The following is a 20,983-nucleotide window of genomic DNA, read 5'->3' as shown; positions in this document are numbered from 1 at the left end:
TCCCGCTCACCGCAATCCGCAAATGAGGCGCACCCAGGCCCGCTTCAATGTTTCCTTCAGCATTGAGAATATCCTAGCGGCTTCTTTTGGAAATACCGTTCCCGATCACAAGGAGATATTTTCTCTAAATCAGGACAAAATTTAGAAGATTACGCTTTTGGCTTGTTTTGTAGCATCAGCTACGGCAAAAACATGAATAACCTGAGGCATGAGGTACAAAAACACAATTGTATGGGTTCTGTATGGGTTCAAGCCTGGAAGAACCTCCCCTGTTGCTCTCGCCAAAGAAGTGGTGGGATCCCGTGCCTTTGTCGAAAATGGCGGGCAAAATAGGCGGGATCCACATATCCCACAGCTTGTCCAACGTGCTTGATCGAGGCTTGGCTGTGTCGTAAAAGTCGCCTGGCTTCTGCCATGCGTCGTTCGGTGATCCAATCTTTGACACTGTGACCAGTTTGTTTGCGTAATAGGGTGGTCAAATAGGCCGGTGAATAGCCGACTGCACGAGCAACATCCGTCAAGTCAATCGGTTCGGCATAATGGGCCTCGATATACTCAAAAACGGCAGCTAGCTTAGGATGAGTGGGATACTGAAAGTCTCTTTTGGAATCGGTGGAATGGCTATCGGCAGTGTTAATGGCTGAAGTTAGCGAAGCCCTGTGGTGGAGAAAAGCCTGTTTGCGCAAGCGGGCATTGATCGTGGTCAAAAACTCATCCACGGTGCAGGGCTTGGTTAAATAATCATCAGCCCCCAACACCATCCCCTGCCGCACATCCTGCCTAGCAACTTTCGCCGTCAGAAAGATAACCGGGATCCATGCTGTTGTAGGATCCTGTTGCAAAGTCTGCAGAACTTGGTAGCCATCTAACTCCGGCATCATAATGTCGCAAATAATCAGATCGGGTCGATGGGTACGGGCTTGCTCCAGTCCCAGACGGCCATTTTCTGCCCCGAACACCTCAAATCCCTCCAGCTGTAAACAATGCAGAAAGATCTGGCGGGTACGGGGCTCGTCTTCGATCACCAATACTCTGGACACAGTCGCGATGGTTAAGGATATGGGTCTCTTGGTAGCCAGTCTTACGAACTCTTGTAGTATCGGGAGATACCGTTAAGTGAGAAGCATCCTAAGGGTTTGACTGACTGGGTTATGTCCACACGACTTTCTTCGAATGAGATCCTATGGAAGTCTTGCTCCCACCTAGCACCAATGGCCCAACCAGCTCTGGTTGCCCACCCAGAATGGAGCCTAGCGCAGTTGGCCGATGCCTTGATCCACACGCCAGGTACTGTTGGGGCGGTGATTGTCGGTGCTGAGCATGAGTTCGATCCTCTATCTCTGCGGGGGATCCTCACCCGTGCACAGGTGGCTGACTGGCGGCTGGATCCGGCCCGATGGGATCCCTTGAGCACACTCAGCCTAGAAGACATGCAAGAGAACTGGCTGCCCGCGGAGGTTTTACAGGGATCCCTGACGGTGGAGGAAGCCCTAGCTACGCTCTTAGCTCGTCCGCATGACCATCCAGTGCCCCCGCTTTGGATCGCGATTCCACGCCCGCAAGGTTGGGGATTATGGGATCCCACGCCTCATCTGTGGCAATGCATGAGAGTTGAGGGATCCCTTGCACCTAGCCAGACTGATGCAACCCTTAATCAGCTGCGGCAACAAAATGAACTGATCCTCAACTCAGCCGGGGAAGGAATCTACGGCCTCGATGCCAATGGCATGGTCACCTTTGCCAACCCTGCCGCCGCCCGCATGATCGGCTGGTCAACCGCAGAATTGATCGGACGCTCTATGCACGATCTGTTGCACCACAGCCATCCCGACCGTACCCCCTATCCTCGCACTGAGTGCCCAATCTATGCTGCCTTCCGCGATGGACAGGTACATCATGTGGTGGATGAAGTGTTTTGGCGCAAAGATGGCAGTTCTTTTCCGGTTGAGTACACCAGTACTCCGATGCGAGATGTGCAAGGCCGCTTGGTGGGAGCAGTGGTCACCTTTCGAGACATCACGGAACGCAAATGGGCAGAAGCAGCCTTGAAACAAGCCCACGAAGATCTAGAACGAAAAGTGCAGGAAAGAACAGCTGAACTACAACGGGCCAATCAACAACTACAAGAGTTGAACGAGATGAAATCGCGGTTTGTCTCAATGGTGTGTCATGAATTTCGCACTCCTCTCAATACCATTCTCTTCGCCGTCACCTGCCTAGAACGCTATCGACATCAACTCTCCGAGGCTGACCAAAATCGCTATGTGCAAGGGATCCAAGCGGATATTCAACACATGACGCAAATGCTGGATGACGTGTTGTTGATCGGTCGCACTGATGCTCGTAAACTCTCCCCCCAGCCAGCTCAAATTGAGCTGGTTCAGTGTTGTCAAGATGTAATTCGTGAGCTACAACTCACCCACACGGCTGCAAACATCCAATTCCAGTCCGATTGCCCACAGCAAAATGCTTACTTAGATCCCTCCATGCTGCGCTCGATTCTGCTAAACATGCTCTCCAACGCCATTAAGTATTCCAACCCAGAACAGGTGATCCAATTTCGTCTCTTGTGTCAGCAGGAATGGTTTGTTTTTGAAGTGGAAGATCAGGGCATTGGGATCCCATTGGAGGATCAACCTTACCTGTTCGACCCTTTTCATCGGGGTAGCAATGTCAGCACGATTCCGGGAACAGGGCTAGGCTTAGCCATCATCAAGCGGCTGATCGATTTGTTGGCGGGCCATATCGAGGTGAGTAGCCAAGTGGGAGCAGGAACCACCTTTCGGGTTCGCTTGCCCCGGCATTATCGGTATCGGGATTTGGCCCCTACCCCTTGAGCCACCCCAGGACTCTTTTACAACCTTTCAAGGTTCCTCAAGGGTGCCAGCCTTGTTGTGGAAAACCTGCGCAAGAGCTGGACTCAGAGGTTGAGGCGAGTTTTCAAGTCCCTGGCCGCCAAAGCATAGCCGCCATCGGCTCCATCCACAAAATGCACCTGCCGACCATCCCGCTCAAACACCAAACAAGTCAACAAAGCCCGATCGGAAATGTGGATCCCGTAGGCCAGTTCTCCCTGGCGAAAGCGGGTTTCCAAGTATTGGGTCAACCGCTGTCGTTAGTCGGGGCTACTGGCGATCACCATGCGCAGCAAATCGTCCAGCTCCTCGAAATCGGTGGCGGATACCACCAGCTGGGGATAGTTTCCCTACACCCCCAAGTGCAAGCGCATCAGGCACCAACCCAAAAGGTTTTCCAACTTCAGCCGGAGCCGATACCAAGCCTGTACAAGCAGAGGTTGCCGACCCTGATGCACCAAGGTCTCTAACTGCAACTGTCGGTCTTGGCAGGTTAGGTGCAAAGACTGCAAGCTCACCGGGCGACGCTGGGATCCCGTTCCATAGATGCGCTTGATCTGCTCCAGAACCTCCTGGTAAATCTGGGTGCTTTGTCGTTCATTCGGACTGGTGGCACTGATTAAAAGACTGAGGGTTTCTCCATAGGGGCTACGGATATCCTGCCATCGACACTCCAGCCCACTGTAGTCTGCTTGTGGCTTGGATCCCTGAGGCCACTGCACGGCAAATTGAGGGGCAGTGCGGGGATCCTTGATCAACGCCTCGGCAAATTTTAATCCCCCGCCCATAAAAATGGCCTGGGTATATTCAGGCGACACCCGCAACTTGGCCACCCGCAACTCATAGGGGCTTTGGTGAACAACAGCCACCGGCACCAAAGCCACCCGCAGCTCCAGTTGAAAGGCTTGCTTAGCCATAGCTTGGGTTGCCACTAGGGCTTGCCGAGTCGGTTCTAACAACTGCGCCGGAATCACCAAAGAAGCCCCATCCCCGCCAAACACGAACGGGATCCCGACATTCCTGGCCCCGTTCAGAACAGCCACAATCGAGGAGGCCGCGATCAGGTTCACTGCTTTGTACTGACCTGCCGCAATCGCCTGGGTAGAACCACGAATATCGGTGATGACCACCCACCAGTCTTCCGGGATCCGCGCGAACTGATCGAGGTTGGCCACATCCTGTAGGCTCTCCATCACCGCCAATTGCTCGTAAAAATTGGCCATAGCCCCAGGATGGATCCCTTTCCTACTCTAGGAGAACCCGAATTGCCAGGGATCCCGTCTGTCCCACGACTCAGGCTTCGAGCGCCACCAAAGATGCCGCCGCTACCCCCTGCTGCAACTCCGACAACAGCGAGGCCGGACGATCCTTGTAGGGCCAAGCAAAAGCATGGCGGAAGGCCGCCTCCTGACAAAGTTTTAACTGTTCAAAGTTAATAATGTCGTGGGTGAGCAGGTTCTCATATTCAAAAGGCAACCGCACATTGTGCAAACCGGCATTGTCGGTACAGATGGCAATATCGACTCCCGCTTCAAAGCAGCGATCAAAGACAATCTTGAGGGGATCCAGACTGGGTAGAGTGCCCGTTTTCAGATAGGTGGTGGGGCACACTTCCAAACATTGTCCGCGGCGCGCCAGTTCCGGGAGCAATTCCGGGTAATGCAGCGGAATTTGGATGCCATGCCCGATCCGCGAGACATAGGGCAACAATTCCGGGTGGCAGCCATCCAAGGTTTCGTAGAGGTGGGCGGTGGTTTTGAGGCCCCGAGCCAAGGCGTATTTGTACAGCTCAATCCACTCCTCCATGCGCTCCCGATAGGGTTTGTCTCCTCCAGCTAGGTCGATGGCACACACATAGTCTGACTCGACAGCCGCCTCCAGCATGGCTCGATTAATGTGGCTAGGCAGGCGGGAGTGCAAACACAGGATCTGGCTGGTGACGATCGGGTACTCTTGCTGTTGGCTGGCTTGGCCAACCGTCTCGATTACCTGGCGCATTTGCTTGAGCCGATCCGCCTCATCTAGGCTGGGATCCGTGCGCAGATAGGGGGTATAGCGAATTTCCAGATAGGCCAAATCTTCGAACACATAGGCCCCCCGCAACAAACGATAGATGAAATAGGGCAGAGTCTCTAGGGTTTGCACATGCTCCACCAGGGTGTGCAGTTCCAGGTAATCCTCAAGGGTGTTGCGGGGGCGAGTGTAAAAGTCTTCAAATTCGGGATAGGTGGGAAAGCGCTCCGCCAAAGGGGATCCCTGGCGATGAAAATAGCGCCACAGAATTCTCGGTACAACAGAGCCGCCCAGGTGGCGGTGCAACTCAGCATGAAGTGCCATAAATTGGGGTTTCCCATAGTGGCCCACTGGGGAGTGGGCTTGGTTTGTTTAAGTACTATTTCCACTCTTATCCAACGGCGGCGGGCTTGTCCAGGAGGAGTTCCGCAAGCTTGGGGTTGGCTCGATCCTTGAGATCAAATCCTCGAGATCAATCCTTCAGATCGTGAAGCCGATCCCCTGCCCATCGTGATAGGCAGCCAGGAGCATATCGGTGGTGGTCTCCCAGGCAATCTCACCGGATCGGGATAGGGCAATGGCCCCAAAGGCACGGCTGCGTTGGCGGGCCTCTTGAAAAGACTTGGCCACTGCCGCTTTTAGGCTCATGCCATCCTCCACCCGCACCACAATCCGCGCCGCTAGGCACTCATCTAAGATATCTTCCCCGACGCCGGTACAACTCACCCCTGCCTCAGCACTGGCATAGGTTCCGGCTGGGGTCGCCGAATCGCTCACCCGACCCAAGCGCTCAAACCCCCGCCCGCCCGTGGAGGTTCCTACAGAAATTTGCCCCTGTTGATCGAGGGCAACAGCGCCAATCGTGCCCATCGCCAAAGAGGTGAGCACCCGTGCCGGGGGATGAGCTTGGCGCAACTGCAACCATTCCTGAACCCGTTTCAAGGTGGCCGGGTCGTAGAGAGGTAATTTCAGTTCCCGGGCCAGCTCAGCAGCGCCTTGTTCGGCCACCACTCGGTCGGGGCTAGATTGCAAGGCTTGGGCCATTACAATCGGATGTTGAACGCGGCTGACGTTAATCACCCCACTGAAGGCCTGGTTTGCCCCGTTCATGAGGGCGGCACTCATGCGAATTTGTCCATCCGATTGCAGCACCGAACCCGTACCCGCATTGTAGAGGGGGTCATCCTCCAGCAATTGACAGGCATGCAGCACCGCCGCTTCGGCACTTTGCCCTGCTCGCAGCAATTCATAGGTGCTCTCCACTACCTGCCGCAGGGATCCCCTCACAGTTTCCACACTGTTTTCCCCATCCAGGGCGCTACCGGCTCCACCGTGGATGATCAGTTTGGGCTGAGGCATGATGATTGGGATCCCTTGCGAGCAGGTGTACGGTTGGGTTTCTGGATCCATTCTCGGGCACAACGATCCGCAACTGCACCTACTCCCTATGCAATAGGGACTGCTTTCAGGGATCCCCTCTAAATCCCTCGAAACCGGAGTTCGAGCCTTAAGATAATCCTGTAGATTTGCTAAGCATCGATACTCAGGGGTGATTCTGGTAAAGGGCTGTCGCGGAACCGTCGACAGGGATCCCCCGATACAGCCCTTTGCGCGAAGGGCACGCTAGCGCGACTGCTAGTCACCTAGCACGGGGGAATCCCCTTCGCGACAGCGGTGCGGAGCACTCTAGCCCTTTCAAAATAGGGTAAAAGGGTAAGGACACAACTGTTGGTGTAGCAAACCCGCGTTTACTTTTGGGATGCGGAGCATTAAAGGGCTGTATTGGTGGTTTGGAGTGAACTTGGCGTAACGAGGTTGCATTCATGGCACTGCCCAGCTTGAGCGAGTTTCCTTGGCTGACGACGGTGATTTTCTACCCGATTGTCGCCTCCCTATTCATTCCGTTGATCCCGGCTCCGGCAGGGGATCCCAACAGCCGTGCCCATGCCCAAAAGCTGGCGGAACGGATTCGCTGGTTTGCATTATTCATTGGGGTCACGGATCTGCTGATTTTGCTGGCCGGGTTTTACTACGGCTATGATCCCAGCCTCAGCGGGCTGCAACTGTTTGAGCGCTATAGCTGGGTACCCCAGGTGGGCCTGAGCTGGTCGGTGGGGGCTGATGGCCTCTCGATGCCCTTGATCCTGCTCACCGCCTTCATTACCACCCTGGCCATCCTGGCTTCCTGGCCCGTCACCCTGAAGCCGCGCCTGTTTTATTTCCTGATGTTGGCCATGTACGGCGGCCAGATCGGGGTGTTTGCCGTACAGGATATGTTGCTCTTTTTCCTGATGTGGGAATTGGAGCTAATCCCGGTGTATCTGTTGCTCTCCATCTGGGGTGGGAAAAACCGTCTCTATGCGGCCACCAAGTTCATTCTCTACACCGCCCTCAGCTCCCTGTTTATTTTGGTGGCGGCTTTGGCCATGGCTTTCTACGGCAACACCATCAGCTTTGACATGACGGATCTGGCCCAGAAAACCTATCCCCTCACCTTCCAGCTACTCATTTACGGGGCCTTTCTGATTGCTTACGGGGTGAAGCTGCCGATTTTCCCTCTGCATACTTGGTTGCCGGATGCCCATGGAGAGGCCACTGCACCAGTCCACATGTTGCTGGCCGGGATCTTGCTGAAAATGGGGGGATATGCTCTTATGCGTATGAATGTGGGGATGCTCCCGGATGCCCACCTTTACTTTGCGCCGGTGTTGATCGTGTTGGGGGTGGTCAACATCATCTTTGCCGCCCTGACCTCTTTTGCGCAGCGTAACCTGAAGCGCAAAATCGCCTACTCCTCCATCAGCCACATGGGCTTTGTGCTGATCGGCATCGGCTGTCTGACGGAGATCGGCATGAGTGGGGCGATGTTGCAGATGATCTCCCACGGGTTAATTGGGGCCAGTCTCTTCTTTTTGGTGGGAGCTACCTACGACCGTACCCACACGCTGGAGCTGGAGGAAATGGGGGGCGTGGGGCTGAAAATGCCGAAGATTTTCTCCATGTTTACCGCCTGCTCACTGGCCTCTCTGGCACTGCCAGGCATGAGCGGCTTTGTGGCCGAGATCATGGTGTTTATCGGCATGGCCACCACGGATGCCTACTCTGGCCCCTTTAAGGTGGTCATCGTTTTCTTGGCGGCAGTCGGAGTGATCTTGACCCCCATCTACTTGCTGTCCATGTTGCGGCAGATCTTCTTTGGGCCGGAAAACAAAGACCTGACTGAACATGAGGAACTGGTGGATGCCGAACCGCGAGAGGTGTTTATCATCGCCTGCTTGCTGATCCCGATTATTGGCATTGGGCTGTACCCAAAATTGGTCACCACCCTCTACGACCAATCCACCAACGCTCTAGTCGCCACCCTGCGGCAAGAACTCCCCCCACCCACCGAAACGGTGGCTTTGGCTCCCGCCCTCTACGACTAAAACTCTCGCCCTTGCCCAAAGGCCAGCACCTCATCCACACTCAAACGGGGTTTCCGTGGCCAATTCCCCGGGGCGGCATATCCGACCGGCAGCAACATCACCGGCACATAGCGGTCGGGAATGTGGAATTCCCGCTTCACCCCTTCCGGGTCAAACCCAATCATCGGCCCGCTCACCAGCCCTTTCGCTTGAGCGGCAATCATTAAGGCCATGGCCGCCATTGCCCCGGAGCGAATCGCCTCATCCCGCGCCAGTGTGGGATTGTTAAGGTAGGCACTTTGCGCCATTTTCACCCAGCTTTCCCCTTGTTCCGCCGGTAGGATCCCGGCAGCAACGGTTTGTGCAACGATCTGAGGCATCTTTTCGTAACCCTGTAGATCCCCCAGGATGATAAAAACCACGGGCGCATCTGCTACCTTTTGTTGGTTGTAGGCTACAGACTTCAGACGCTCTTTCGCATCCGCCTCTGTCACCGCAACAAACCGCCAGTGCTGAATGTTGTAGGCAGAAGGGGCTTCTGTTGCATAGGCAACCAGCTCTTTGATCTCTGCTGCGGATAAACTGCGGTTGGGGTCAAACTTGTTGGCGGAGATGCGCTCTTTCAGAGCAGTTAGGGCATCCATCGGATCGATCCTCCACAGAGTTAGGAGCAAAAAAGACAAATTTGCTTCCCATAGACTAAGGCCAAAATTGGCTCACTAGCTATTCTTCTGCGTCTGAATGGTTTGCCTCCTGTTTGTTAAGCCTGTGCCGATGCGTGAGGTATGGACTGGGCCGATAGGGACGCAAGCCGGATCGACTCAGACGGGATCCCTGACCCAGGGGCAGTTATGATGAAGAGGCCAGTAGCGTTCATAAAAGAACTCTGCGCTGAGCGGTGTGGTTGATGGGGAGAGACAGTCTGTGAATTGGGGTCGGGTGCTGACGGCGATGATTACCCCCTTTACCGCTGAGGGGGAGCTGAATTACGACGAAGCCGCTCGTTTGGCCGATTATTTGGTGACCCATGGCAGCGATGGGTTGGTGGTGTGCGGCACCACAGGCGAGTCTCCCACCCTCACCTGGCAGGAAGAATTTGAGCTCTTTCGGGTGGTGCGGGATGCCGTGGCCGGGCGGGCCAAGGTGATAGCTGGAACGGGCTCCAACTCCACCCGTGAAGCCATCGAAGCCACCAAAAAAGCCGCCCAGTTGGGTCTAGATGGCTCTTTACAAGTGGTGCCCTACTACAACAAGCCTACCCAGGCAGGCTTGTATCAGCACTTTAAGGCCATTGCTGAAGCCAGCGATCTCCCCATCCTGCTCTACAATATTCCCGGTCGGACGGGGGCTAGCTTACAACCGGAAACCGTGGCGAACTTGGCGGAGTTGGAAACCATTGTCGCTATTAAGGAAGCCAGTGGTATGATGGATGTAGCTTCGGAAATTCGGCGACTGACCCCCTCTCGCTTCGGCATCTACTCGGGAGATGATTCTCTGACCTTGCCGATATTGTCTTTAGGGGGAAGTGGAGTGGTTAGTGTAGCTAGCCATTTGGTCGGCTTGCAGTTGCAGGAGTTGATCCAGAGCTACAGTAGGGGCCAGCACGACCAAGCTTTGGCTCACCACTTGCGTCTGTTTCCGTTGTTCAAGGTTTTGTTTATTGAAACCAACCCTGTTCCAGTCAAAGCAGCACTAGAGATGCAGGGATGGAAGGTGGGGCGGGTGCGCTTACCCTTGGCTCCATTGCAGGCGAGTTCCTTACAGGCTTTGCGACAGGTTTTGGAAGAGATGGGGCTGTTGACTGAGTTGAAGGGATCCGAGCGAATTGCGGCAAATATTTCTTAGTGGTTGTTGATAATCTTGGATGATCTTGCTTGATTGTGATCTTGATTGCGTCTTTTCAGGTTTTGCCTCCACTATGGTTAAGGTTTTGAGAGGTTTGCATGGGGCTCTTTTGTGGCGTTTGACCTGTGGATCAATTTTGCCTCTGACATGATTTCACTGTTTCTCAATCTGGGGAACGGGTGATCTGCAGTAGCTGAATCCAGCATCCGCACATTTTTGCTGGGGTTTTAGTCTACTCCAAGTTTTTTGTTTGTTTTACTGTTGAGGATCTAGACTCTTATGCCAACATTACGCACTCCTGTTGCTTCTCGTCCTGCAGCTTTGCCCTCCACGGCCTCCGTTCAGCTGATTCCACTGGGGGGAGAACGGGAGATTGGCAAGAATACTTGGGCCTTCCGCTACGAAGATGACATTATCCTCTTGGATGCCGGTTTGGCCTTTCCGGATGAAAGTATGCACGGGGTCAATATCGTGCTGCCGGACATGACTTACATCAAGCAAAACCGGGACAAAGTACGGGGAATGGTGGTTACCCACGGCCACGAAGATCACATCGGCGGGATCCCGTATCACCTGCGGGAATTTGATATTCCGGTTATTTACGGCCCTAGATTAGCACTGGCCTTACTAGAAGAAAAATTACGGGACGTGGGGCTACTTAACCGTACAGAATTACGCACCGTTGCCCCCCGTGAGATTGTGCCCTTGAGCAAACATTTCTTCGCAGAATTTATTCGCAACACCCACTCGTTTGCCGACAGTTTTACCGTGGCTCTGCATACACCCGCTGGGGTCATTATCCAGACCGGTGACTTCAAAATCGACCATACACCCGTGGATGGCGAGTATTTTGACCTGCAACGGCTGGCAGAACATGGGGAGAAAGGCGTTCTTTGCTTGATTAGCGACTCCACCAACGCGGAAGTACCGGGATTTACCCCTTCCGAAGCCTCGGTGTTGCCCGGTCTTTCCAAAGCGATTGCCGGTGCCAAAGGGCGGGTGATCATTACCACCTTTGCCTCTTCGGTACATCGTCTGAATCTGGTGCTCCAGGTTGCTGAACAACAGGGGCGGGTGGTGTCTCTGCTGGGCCGCTCCATGTTGAATGTGGTGGCTCATGCCCGCCGCTTAGGGTATGTGCGCTGCAAGGACGAAACCCTGCAACCGATGCAGGTGATCAATAACCTGCCGGATGACCAGGTGATCATTCTCACCACCGGATCCCAAGGAGAGCCGCTGGCCGCCCTCACCCGCATTGCCAACGGTGAGCATCCCCAGTTGCAAATTAAGCCTGGGGATACAGTCGTTTGGTCCGCCAACCCAATTCCGGGCAATACCATTGCGGTGTCGCGGGTGATCGACAAACTGATGGAGTTGGGGGCCAATGTGATCTACGGCAAAGACAAAGGCTTGCATGTCTCCGGCCACGGTTGCCAGGAAGATCAAAAGCTGATGCTGGCCCTCACCCGTCCCAAGTTTTTCGTGCCTACCCACGGTGAGTACCGCATGTTGCTCAAGCATGCCGAAACCGCCATGAGCATGGGGATCCCTCGGGAAAACATTGTGATTGTCGACAATGGGGATGTGGTGGAGGTTAGCCAAGATCGCATTGCTATCGTCGATAAGGTGCCCTCTGGCCTGCAAATGATCGATGATTCCCGTGCGGGCGTGGTGATGGACAGAGTGCTCCAAGAGCGCCAGCAGATCGCCAAAGATGGCATGGTGACGGTGGTGCTCAGCCTGGATAGCAGCGGCCAGTTGCTTTACACTCCACAAGTACAAACCTTTGGCTTGGCGGGTGAGGCCAAAGATCTGAAAGGTTCTGCTCTGAAACCCCTCTTGGAGGAGACCCTGAAGCAGGAATGGTCTCGTTTTGCACGCTCCCTAGAGCGGGGCAGTGTGGATATCGACTGGGCTGGGCTCAAGGGTGAACTAGAACGGGTGGTGCGTCGCTTTGTGCGGGAACAACTGCGCAGCAAACCGACGGTGGTGGTGTTCGTGCAATCTCCTGAGGAAGAATCAGCCCCTGCTGTGCCCGTTGCGGATGGCGACCTTCGGCAAGAACGGCTACCCGATGCCACTCGGCGGCGGCGACGCTCCTCGGCAGCGGTAGCGGCGTCCTAAACCACACGCAATCTCAATCAATACTGTCGGGATCCCTCTGTTCAACCTGTTCGACACAGGGATCCTAGTTTTTGCCGAGAACACTTCTCCGAAAGAACTCCGTCTCACTGGCGCTGAGGATCTCCTCCACATCTAACTGCAGGGATCCCGGATTGCTAAAGGGAGGACAGCTGACTTGGGGTGGGGTAGGTTGTTGGATCGCTCCCAAGAAAGCTTCAGCCAGGTCAGCGTAGCCCTGGTCGTTGGGGTGAAATCCATCGGCAATCGGGCCGGGGAAAAAGGAGTCGCGGCTGTAGGAGCGGGGATCACAAAGCAAGTCCACCACCGGGATCCCCTGCTGGCTGAGGGGGTTGATCACCTGTCGGGTGAGGCCGAGAGAAATCGTCGCCAACAGTTGACGCACACTGCCAGGTTGCTGGAGCCCCAAAGGGATGAGGGCGAAGTTGGGTAGGTTGGCCACCACAATGCGGGCTTGCGGGGCACGGGCGCGAATGGATTGCAGCAGCGTTTGATAGTCGGCGGCAAACTGGTCAATTTGTTGATCGATAAACGGCAAGGGATCCCCTCCCTGTAGAGCCAGACGGGCAGCCGCCAGGGTAATGGCGTTGGTGTCGTTCCCTCCAATCCAGATCGTGATCAGGGTGGTATCGGGGGGGATGCGGGGCACTTGATCCTGGAGTAGGTTGGCGGGAATAAAGTCCCCCAAAGATTGAATAGCAGGGCTGATCACCGCTCCGGAGCGCCCCAAATTGGTCAACTCAACCGGCGCCGGTAACAATTGAGCCAGACGGGGCACATAGCCGGTGCCATTTGGGCACTGCAAGGGATCCGAGCGTTGGGGTCGGGTGCCAGCGGCATTGGCAGGGCCATCGCAGGACACAGAGGCATTCACCCCCACCGCATCGCTAGCCCCTAGAGCGGTATAGCGAATAACACTGGGCAGGGTGGGCAGAACCGACTCAGAGGCTGCAGCACAGGCGACTAAACTCAAGCTGAGGATCAAGATCAACCCCAGCTTTATGAAACCAAGGGAGCTTGTGGATGTCCACTGCAGGTTACCGGTTGGGGATCCCATGTCACACACCCATCAACAACTAGGGCATCCTAACCAAGAATGGGGAAGGGAAGAAGGATGGTGGGAGTATGGCGCTGCGTTTTTGCAAGTCTCGAACCTATCACGATCCCCTGCATGGAGCCATCAGCCTCGATGGCGGGGATGCGGTTGAAGCCCTGCTGATTCGCCTGATCGATACGCCTGCTTTTCAGCGCTTGCGCCGCATTCGCCAATTGGATACTGCCTTTTTCACCTTTCATGGCGCGGAGGGATCCCGGTTTACCCATTCGGTGGGGGTGTTGTACATCACACGGCGGCTGTTCGACAAATTGGCCCGTCGCTATGCGGAGTTGCGCCCCTATCGGGCGGTGACCCTGGCCTCTGCCCTACTGCACGATATTGGCCATAGCCCCTTTAGCCATGCCGGGGAAGAGATTTTTGGTTGCCACCACGAAGCCTGGACAGCGCGCATTTTGCGGGAGGATCCGCAAGTTTCCACTCTGCTGGCGGAGTTCGATCCGCAGCTGCCGGCACAGATGCAGCAGGTGTTGCAAAAGCAGTTTCCCTTACCTCTGGTGGGGCAGTTGATCTCCAGCCAACTGGACTGCGACCGCTTCGACTACCTGATGCGGGATAGCCTGCTCACGGGTGCCCAATACGGCCATTTGGATCTGGATCGGATTGTCACGGTGATGGATTATGACCCGGAAACCGGATCCCTCTCCATTCCAGCCCGCAAAGGGTTAGGAGCGATTGAACACTATCTGGTGGTGCGCTACTTCATGTATACCCAGGTGTATCAACATCCCAAAAGTTTGTGTGCCCGCTTCATCTTGGATCGGCTGTTTAAGCGCGCACAGGTGCTGCTGCAAAGGGGGGAAATTGAGCTGGATCCGGTACTGACGGCCTGGTTGTGGGCTGCGATAGCTGCCCAAAAAGGGGATCCCTTTGAGTTGCCTTTGCCCCTGTACTTGGCTGCTGACGATGGGCTGTTTAGCTATCCCTTTCGCTTTTGGGCTATGTCGGGCCGGGATCCGATCTTGGCCGATTTGTCACGGCGCTACCTGGATCGGGATCTGTTTAAGGCCCGCAACATCACCCATTTGCCGGAAGAAGACCGCCAAACTTTGGTTGCCAGCGTGAGCGAAAAAATGCGGCGGGAGGGCCTGGATCCGGAAAGTTACCTCGGGATCCGCTCTGCTCATACCCAGGGCTACAGCCTTTATGCCCAAGGGATCCAGCTGCAAACCGAGCGAGGTTGTGAAGAAATTGCCCAGCTTTCCCCCCTGGTGCGCGCTCTGGTGAAAACCCAACAACAAGTTTGGTTGATCTTCCCCCGCCCCTATAGCGATATCGTGGAAGGGTTTCTGTATGCCTAATGCATTTCAGAATTTCAGATGTGAATTGGCGGGAGAAAGACATGTTGGGGGGCTTAGTGTGGGAGCCAATCAAGGCTGGGATCCCTGGCCTGCTCATGGGGGTGCTGTCCTTGACGGCCCTCTTGATTGGGCTGGTGGCGGTACGGTTGTGGCGGGCTTTGCGGGCTTCCCCTTGGCTAACAGATGTCCCGGAGGAAAAAGCGGCTGAAGTGGCGGCGGCCATGGAACGGCTGGCGGTGATTGTCCCCGCCTATAACGAGGCCAAAAACGTGGTGGACTGCCTGACCAGTATCCTGGAGAGCACCTCTGCCCCTATGCAGGTGTGGCTGGTGGATGATGACTCAACAGATGCGACCTGGGAGCTGGCGCAAACCCTAGCCACCGCTCGCATGACACAACCCCATGGTCCACGCCTACATCTACTCAAGGGGGATCCCCGTCCGCAAGGACAAGTATGGGTGGGCAAAAACTGGGCCTGTGCCCAGGCAGTGGCGATGATTGAAGCGGATTATCTGCTCTTTCTTGACTGTGATGTGCGGCTGGAATCCGGCGCGATTGAGGCCGCCCTCTGGCAGCTTCTAGAAACCAACAGTGGTCTGGTAACGGTGGGGCCGCAGTTGGTGTGTGGTTGTCTGGCGGAATGGCTGGTGCAACCGATTATGATGACCATCCTGGCGGTTGGGTACAACTTTGCCGCCGTCAATGATCCCAACAGCTCTAAGGCGTTTGCTTTTGGCCCGTTTATGTTGTTTCGCCGCTCTGCTTACGAGCAGATTGGGGGGCATGCCGGAGTAGCGGATGTGGTGGTGGAAGATGTCACCTTAGGTCAGCGCATCAAGGCCAGTGGCTTGGGCCTGAAGATCCGTCTGGGTGGGGCACGGGTTCGCAGCCGTATGTATGCCGATGGGGATGCCCTTTGGGAGGGGTGGACAAAAAATTGGTTTTTGGGCCTGGAGCGCAATTGGGTGCTGGCCCTATTGGCAATGGTCACTATTTTGGGGATTTGTAGCCTGCCCTGGCTAGGACTGATCCTCGCTTGGGCCACTCAGTCGCTGGGGGTGCTGTTGGCCAGTTTGGCGGGGATTATGGCTCAATTGGGGATTCGACTCCTCCTTAAACATTGGGCCCATTTACCGCTGCGCTACTGGTGGCTGACAGCGGTGGGGGGATGGGTAACGGCTGCCATTGTTCTGGCCTCAGCGATTCGTACCAGCACTGGACACAACTGGACCTGGCGGGGCCGTTCTTTGGCCACCCCCTAGTACCCCCATAGTCTTTCCCTCCAGTAGGCAACCGAACATGGTCTAATGAGGGGTGTTTGGAGCAGTTCTGGTGCTCCCCAGTTGGGTTCACCAAAGGTGGAATAGGGGGTGGGATAGCAAGGATATGCAAGTTCTGGTCATCGGCTCTGGGGGACGAGAACACGCTCTCGCCTGGAAGCTGTTGCAATCCCCACAGGTTACCCAGGTTTACTGTGCCCCAGGCAATGGGGGAACACGCCAGATGCCCCGCTGCCAGTCTTTGGCATTAGCGGCGACCGATATTGAAGGTCTAGTCCGTTTTGCTACCGTGCAAGGGATCCGTTTGACGGTGGTGGGGCCAGAGGTTCCCTTGGTCGAGGGCATTGTTGATGCCTTTCAAGCGGCAGGGCTGCCTATTTTCGGGCCAAACCGTGCAGCCGCTCAGCTGGAGGGCAGCAAGCTCTGGGCTAAACAACTGATGCAAGAAATGGGGATCCCAACGGCAAAGGCGGTGGGCTTTACAGCCCTGGCTGCGGCTATGGCCTATCTGGATTCCCAGACCTTCCCTCTGGTGGTGAAGGTGGATGGGCTGGCGGCAGGCAAGGGGGTAACCATTGCCCAAGATCGGGAAGAGGCGGTGCAAGCTGTGCGGGCGGCCCTGGCGCATCCTTCCGGCTCCCAACAGGTACTGATAGAGGAGTTCCTCAGCGGCCAAGAGGTTTCGATCCTGGCCCTCACCGATGGCCAAACCTGTGTACCCCTGCTGCCTGCGCAGGACTACAAACGCCTCGGCGATGGGGATACCGGCCCGAATACCGGCGGCATGGGGGCTCATGCTCCAGCAGATCACCTGATAACTCCCGAATTGCTAGCCCGCATTCAAGCCCAAGTGTTGGATCCCACCCTGAGGGGCTTGCAGCAGCGGGGCATCCTTTACCAAGGGGTGATCTATGCCGGGCTGATGATTACACCCAGCGGGGATCCCTATGTCCTGGAGTACAACTGCCGCTTTGGGGATCCGGAAGCCCAGGTGATTCTGCCTCTGCTGGAAAACCCGCTTGACGAGGTGCTACTGGCCTGTGTGGAGGGGCGTTTGGCGCAAGTGCAACTGAAATGGAAACCGGGTTATGCCGCCTGTGTGGTGATGGCAGCCCCAGGGTATCCAGACAACTACGAACGGGGGATCCCGATCTCGGGCTTGGAAGCCGCTACCCAAACCGGAGCCTTGGTGTTTCATGCCGGTACCCGTCAGGTAGGAGGGCAGCTCCTCAGCGATGGTGGGCGCGTTTTGTGTATTACAGGGCAAGGGGCCAATCTATCGGAAGCCTTGGGCCAAGCCTATGCAGCGGTGGATCAGGTGCAGTTTGCCGGAGCCTATTGTCGTTCTGATATTGGCAGCCGAGCGCTGGGAGCCGCGGTTCGTCGGGGGGTAGTGCCCGTTTAGTGAATCTACAGCACAAAAATGACCCCGCAAAAATGAACCCCAGAGGATTGCGCCTCCGGGGCCAGTAAAGACCGTATTGAAAAGGGTTTTGATACTTAAAAAATAGCGCTTCCCGTAACAAGAAAGCAATGCAAGTATCAAATCCTCAACTTTAGTTTATGTTCCTCAACAAGAACTCCTCGGTCCCTAGAATACCTATGCTGACAGTCAATCAGTCCATCCACAGAGCAGAGGGCTTACCCATTCCCATTCAAACTTTTCGGCTTCAAACCCAATTCTTGTAGGGCCGGTAAAAAGTTCTTGTTTTCGTGGTTGGAGCGGCTCAGTTTAATCAGGGCAAATCGTTGCAGATCCTGTAGGTTTTTCCAGAAATCGAGGGTTATCTGAATCCCCAGTTCTTCGGCCTTTTGTTGAACACTGACCGGGATCCCATCGGTATTTTGCCATTCGGGTTGTGGGTCGGGGGGAATTTCTGTGGCCTCCTCATGACAGGTAGAGCGGATCACCTGCCGCAAATAGCTACCAAATTGTTCAATATCCTGGGGGGTTTGAAAGGGCCAGTTGACACACTGCTGCTTTTGCTGAATTGAAAATCGTCCCCACTGATGCAGCTTGAGCTTGATCCCACACACATCTAACTTGAGGCGTACACTCATGGGAATGCAGCGCAGAGAATCGGCAAACTCTTGCTCAAACTGAAACAGAGACATCCAAACCTTCCTCAGGTACAACCCGCTCGATCTCCTGTTTTGACGGAAACGACTCCGCTTTGCGCAAAGCAACAGCACAGGCTTTTAATTCCGGCTGGCCAGAGGCTGGGCAACTGGTGTCATGGGTGAGAGCATTGCACTCCGCTTGGTTGGCCCACAGGGATCCCCAGTGCATCGGCACAAACACCGTTCCTGGCGCAATGGCACGGGTAATCTTGGCCGGGAAATAGGCTTGCCCACGGGGGGAACGCACCTGAACCGGATCCCCCTCCTGAAGAGCTAGCTTTTCGGCATCGTGAGGATGAATTTCAATAAACGGCTGTGGGTGCATTTTGATGATTTTATCAATTCTGCCGGTGCGGGTTTGGGTGTGCCAGTGGCCATAAACTCTGCCGGTGGTCAATACAAACGGATATTGGGGATCCGGCGGCTCAGCCAATCCACGGGAATGGTAGGGAATAAACCGAGCAAGGCCATCAGGAGTAGGAAAGCGCAAATCGGTATAAAGTCGGGCCGGATCCTGAATTTTAGCCTGGGTTTGCACTTTCGGATGAGGCCAGTGTTGAGGGCCTGCTTCAGCCAAAAGAGAATGACTAAGGCCAGAGTGATCACAGGGGCGATTTTCCGTCAGGGCAACAAATTCTGCATAGACTTCTGCCGCATTCTGAAAGGAAAAGTGTTGGGAAAATCCCAAGCGACGCCCCACTTCTGCAAAGATTTCCCAATCCGGTCGGGCTTCTCCGGGGGGATCCTGAAAGCGTTGACAAAGGGTAACCCGACGCTCTGAGTTGGTCATTACCCCTGTTTTTTCGCTCCATTGACAGGCGGGCAAAAGCAGATGAGCATATTCGGCTGTTTCTGTGGGGTAATAAGCCTCTTGGTAAATGGTAAAAGGGGACTTGCGTAGGGCTTTTTTAACTCGCTCCAGATCCGGCAAACTCACCAAAGGGTTAGTAGCCGCTATCCAAAAGAATTTTAGGGATCCCGCTTCTAGTGCAGAGATCATTTCGGTTGCAGTCAGCCCCGGTTGAGCAGATATAGACCCTCTAGGTAACCCCCAAAAGGTTTCTACATCCGCCCGATGCGCAGAATTTCTCACGGAGCGATATCCCGGCAACAGATGAGAGAGTCCACCCGCTTCTCTACCTCCCATCGCATTGGGTTGCCCTGTTAACGAGAAGGGCCCCATGCCAGGTTTGCCAATTTGTCCCGTCATTAAGTGGAGGTTGATCAAACTACAAATCTTGGCGGTACCTTCGCTGGATTGATTCAAACCCATCGACCAAAGGGAAAGAACCGCTCGGGATCCCTGCCAGAGCTTGGCAGCCTGGATGAGATCCTCCAACGAGATGCCACAGCGTTGTGCCACCGTTTCAGGCTCATAACTGGATAATAAGGCCGCATATCGAGCAAAGCCTTGCGTGCAATCTTCGATGAAGAGGCTATCGATCTCCCCCCAACGCAAGAGCAAATGGGCAATTCCATTGAATAAATCAATGTCACTACCCGGTCGAATACCCAAATGGAGATCTGCAGCTTCTGCCGTTTGAGTTTTTCGGGGATCCACCACAATCATTTTGAGAGGGGATCCCAACCGATGTCTTTTTTTGAGCCGATTAAAGAGAATGGGGTGACATTCTGCTGTATTGGTACCCACCAAAAAAGCCAAATCACACAGATCCAAATCCTCGTAACAGCAGGGCGGGCCATCGGATCCTAGGGATTGCATATATCCTGAAACGGCTGAAGACATACACAGGCGGGAATTGGCATCAAAGTTATTGGTTCCCAAGCAGCCTTTGATGAGTTTTTGAGCCACGTAGTAATCTTCAGTTAAAAATTGTCCAGATCCGTACATTGCGATTGCATCTGGAGAGGTTCTCAGATGTTGAAGGCGAGAGGTGATCTCGTCAAAAGCCTGCTCCCAAGAAATGCGCCGGAAGGGGCGATCCAACTGCTCCCGAAACATCGGGTACAACAGCCGATCTTGATTAACCGACTCCATAACGGTGGCACCCTTCACGCACACCATGCCCAAACTGGAAGGATGATCTCGATCTCCTCTAATCTTCCAATCCCCCGAAGCGGTCGGCACGGCTTCTAATCCACAGCCTACTCCGCAATAGGGGCATTGGGTTTTAATCACTGGTTGACTCATCAACTTCCGACTCAACTCCTGGGAGGATGACCCGCAATTCGACTTCAACTGGTATTGATTGAGATCTCAAGGATCCCTCAACTCAGCAGTTCAGCAACTTCGATCTCAAATCCTGGTAACACTAGCTGAGTTTTGGCAGTTTCCTTTTCAGTCAGCCAAAGATTTTGCTCTTGAGTTTGAATAAAAATATGCTTGCTTTTTGGGAAAACCAGCCAAACTTCCAAGGCCCCAGAACCCAGATATTCTTGAGACTTTAGAAAAATATCTTCCCCAAAGTCAGTTGGAGAAATAATCTCTCCAATCAATGGATGACTTTGGGATAATATAGCTACATCATCCCTGAATCGCTCAATCAAATCTGGAGAAAGGTAAGCAACATCAGGTCTTCTAACTCTACCTCGTGTTTGACAGGGAGCCTCGACTAACACCATACCCCCTAACTGCTGAGTTTCAACATAATCAGACCAGCGAATCAGAAGTCGGGTTTGTATCTTTGCATGCATAAGTGTTTGCCCTGACTTCTCTGCAATCTGATCATTTACCCACTCTGTTTTGTCTATTGGGTTTGCCAGATACTCTTCAAGGGTTTTAGGCAAAGTGAGGAAAAGATCCTCTATTTCGGGATCTGTTTTCTGGTTTTGATCTGAATGGACCGCGGCAATGACCATTGACCTGAATCTCCACGTGTGCTGAGTCCTTTCCTTTCCAGCTTACAGCTCTTTCTTTAGTCAACTCCCAAAATGAGCTGCCTAACAT

At 54.5% G+C, this 20,983-nt stretch carries 15 protein-coding genes and 1 pseudogene; 7 read left to right on the top strand and 9 right to left on the bottom strand.

Annotation, left to right across the window (positions count from 1 at the left end; all coding sequences use genetic code 11):
• Window positions 1-248: 248 nt before the first annotated feature.
• On the bottom strand, window positions 249-1,040 hold the full coding sequence (locus JX360_RS01025; RefSeq protein WP_244348516.1) for a response regulator transcription factor: 792 nt from the start codon (window positions 1,038-1,040) through the stop codon (window positions 249-251).
• A 171-nt stretch (window positions 1,041-1,211) separates the two neighbouring features.
• On the opposite strand from JX360_RS01025, the gene JX360_RS01020 reads away from it, so the two are divergent.
• Complete coding sequence (locus tag JX360_RS01020) at window positions 1,212-2,837, top strand: sensor histidine kinase (protein ID WP_244348514.1); 1,626 nt, start codon at window positions 1,212-1,214, stop codon at window positions 2,835-2,837.
• Between the two features lie 83 nt (window positions 2,838-2,920).
• On the opposite strand, the pseudogene JX360_RS01015 reads toward JX360_RS01020, so the two are convergent.
• From JX360_RS01015 to JX360_RS01005, 3 genes and pseudogenes are all read right to left on the bottom strand, one after another.
• A pseudogene (locus tag JX360_RS01015) lies at window positions 2,921-4,078 on the bottom strand (DUF3095 domain-containing protein).
• Window positions 4,079-4,148: 70 nt separating this feature from the next.
• Entirely contained in the window at window positions 4,149-5,192 is a 1,044-nt protein-coding gene (locus tag JX360_RS01010) for an amidohydrolase family protein (protein WP_244348511.1), read from the bottom strand.
• Between the two features lie 156 nt (window positions 5,193-5,348).
• Window positions 5,349-6,227: an isoaspartyl peptidase/L-asparaginase gene (locus JX360_RS01005; protein ID WP_244348509.1), complete on the bottom strand. Its 879-nt coding sequence runs from the start codon at window positions 6,225-6,227 to the stop codon at window positions 5,349-5,351.
• A 479-nt stretch (window positions 6,228-6,706) separates the two neighbouring features.
• Between JX360_RS01005 and JX360_RS01000 the strand changes: the two genes are divergently transcribed.
• Entirely contained in the window at window positions 6,707-8,293 is a 1,587-nt protein-coding gene (locus JX360_RS01000; protein WP_341830510.1) for an NAD(P)H-quinone oxidoreductase subunit 4, read from the top strand.
• Here the strand turns inward: JX360_RS01000 and JX360_RS00995 are convergent.
• Window positions 8,290-8,916 (bottom strand): nitroreductase family protein, encoded by a 627-nt coding sequence (locus JX360_RS00995; protein ID WP_244348504.1) that lies wholly within the window; start codon window positions 8,914-8,916, stop codon window positions 8,290-8,292. The genes JX360_RS01000 and JX360_RS00995 overlap by 4 nt on opposite strands.
• A gap of 280 nt (window positions 8,917-9,196) precedes the next feature.
• Between JX360_RS00995 and dapA the strand changes: the two genes are divergently transcribed.
• Together dapA and JX360_RS00985 are read left to right on the top strand one after the other, a co-directional pair.
• Window positions 9,197-10,117 carry a 4-hydroxy-tetrahydrodipicolinate synthase gene (gene dapA / locus JX360_RS00990; RefSeq protein WP_341830508.1) on the top strand — a complete coding sequence of 307 codons (921 nt, stop codon included), beginning with the start codon at window positions 9,197-9,199 and terminating at the stop codon, window positions 10,115-10,117.
• A gap of 279 nt (window positions 10,118-10,396) precedes the next feature.
• A complete protein-coding gene (locus JX360_RS00985; protein ID WP_244348502.1) occupies window positions 10,397-12,241 on the top strand; it encodes a ribonuclease J in 1,845 nt (614 codons plus the stop codon).
• 64 nt (window positions 12,242-12,305) lie between these two features.
• Here JX360_RS00985 and JX360_RS00980 read toward each other — a convergent pair whose 3' ends face one another.
• Window positions 12,306-13,316: an SGNH/GDSL hydrolase family protein gene (locus JX360_RS00980; RefSeq protein ID WP_244348500.1), complete on the bottom strand. Its 1,011-nt coding sequence runs from the start codon at window positions 13,314-13,316 to the stop codon at window positions 12,306-12,308.
• A 68-nt stretch (window positions 13,317-13,384) separates the two neighbouring features.
• Here JX360_RS00980 and JX360_RS00975 point away from each other — a divergent pair, with 68 nt between their 5' ends.
• The 3 genes from JX360_RS00975 (at window position 13,385) to purD (ending at window position 17,359) form a co-directional block, all read left to right on the top strand.
• Window positions 13,385-14,674 (top strand): HD domain-containing protein, encoded by a 1,290-nt coding sequence (locus JX360_RS00975; RefSeq protein ID WP_244348499.1) that lies wholly within the window; start codon window positions 13,385-13,387, stop codon window positions 14,672-14,674.
• Window positions 14,675-14,715: 41 nt separating this feature from the next.
• Window positions 14,716-15,936, top strand: a complete 1,221-nt coding sequence (locus tag JX360_RS00970) for a glycosyltransferase family 2 protein (RefSeq protein ID WP_244348497.1) — start codon at window positions 14,716-14,718, stop codon at window positions 15,934-15,936.
• Between the two features lie 124 nt (window positions 15,937-16,060).
• A complete protein-coding gene (purD, locus tag JX360_RS00965; RefSeq protein WP_244348494.1) occupies window positions 16,061-17,359 on the top strand; it encodes a phosphoribosylamine--glycine ligase in 1,299 nt (432 codons plus the stop codon).
• 236 nt (window positions 17,360-17,595) lie between these two features.
• On the opposite strand, the gene JX360_RS00960 is transcribed toward purD, so the two are convergent.
• From JX360_RS00960 to JX360_RS00950, 3 genes are all read right to left on the bottom strand, one after another.
• Complete coding sequence (locus tag JX360_RS00960) at window positions 17,596-18,069, bottom strand: nitrate reductase associated protein (protein ID WP_244348492.1); 474 nt, start codon at window positions 18,067-18,069, stop codon at window positions 17,596-17,598.
• Complete coding sequence (locus JX360_RS00955) at window positions 18,050-20,227, bottom strand: molybdopterin oxidoreductase family protein (protein WP_244348490.1); 2,178 nt, start codon at window positions 20,225-20,227, stop codon at window positions 18,050-18,052. Before JX360_RS00955 ends, JX360_RS00960 begins: the two co-directional genes overlap by 20 nt.
• Before the next feature lie 77 nt (window positions 20,228-20,304).
• Window positions 20,305-20,895, bottom strand: a complete 591-nt coding sequence (locus JX360_RS00950; RefSeq protein WP_244348488.1) for a Uma2 family endonuclease — start codon at window positions 20,893-20,895, stop codon at window positions 20,305-20,307.
• Window positions 20,896-20,983 lie beyond the last annotated feature (88 nt).

This window comes from Thermostichus vulcanus str. 'Rupite' (assembly GCF_022848905.1).
Lineage (GTDB): Bacteria > Cyanobacteriota > Cyanobacteriia > Thermostichales > Thermostichaceae > Thermostichus > Thermostichus vulcanus_A.
Note: the sequence above shows the minus strand (reverse complement) of the source record. Positions and strands in the feature narration are given on the sequence as shown.

Coding starts and splice junctions, on each gene's coding strand:
- JX360_RS01010 (WP_244348511.1), bottom strand. CDS start 5,192: ATGGCACTTCATGCTGAGTTGCACCGCCACCTGGGCGGCTCTGTTGTA.
- purD (WP_244348494.1), top strand. CDS start 16,061: ATGCAAGTTCTGGTCATCGGCTCTGGGGGACGAGAACACGCTCTCGCC.
- JX360_RS00995 (WP_244348504.1), bottom strand. CDS start 8,916: ATGGATGCCCTAACTGCTCTGAAAGAGCGCATCTCCGCCAACAAGTTT.
- JX360_RS00950 (WP_244348488.1), bottom strand. CDS start 20,895: ATGGTCATTGCCGCGGTCCATTCAGATCAAAACCAGAAAACAGATCCC.
- JX360_RS00955 (WP_244348490.1), bottom strand. CDS start 20,227: ATGAGTCAACCAGTGATTAAAACCCAATGCCCCTATTGCGGAGTAGGC.
- JX360_RS01020 (WP_244348514.1), top strand. CDS start 1,212: ATGGCCCAACCAGCTCTGGTTGCCCACCCAGAATGGAGCCTAGCGCAG.
- JX360_RS00985 (WP_244348502.1), top strand. CDS start 10,397: ATGCCAACATTACGCACTCCTGTTGCTTCTCGTCCTGCAGCTTTGCCC.
- JX360_RS00960 (WP_244348492.1), bottom strand. CDS start 18,069: ATGTCTCTGTTTCAGTTTGAGCAAGAGTTTGCCGATTCTCTGCGCTGC.
- JX360_RS00975 (WP_244348499.1), top strand. CDS start 13,385: ATGGCGCTGCGTTTTTGCAAGTCTCGAACCTATCACGATCCCCTGCAT.
- JX360_RS00970 (WP_244348497.1), top strand. CDS start 14,716: ATGTTGGGGGGCTTAGTGTGGGAGCCAATCAAGGCTGGGATCCCTGGC.
- JX360_RS00980 (WP_244348500.1), bottom strand. CDS start 13,316: ATGGGATCCCCAACCGGTAACCTGCAGTGGACATCCACAAGCTCCCTT.
- JX360_RS01005 (WP_244348509.1), bottom strand. CDS start 6,227: ATGCCTCAGCCCAAACTGATCATCCACGGTGGAGCCGGTAGCGCCCTG.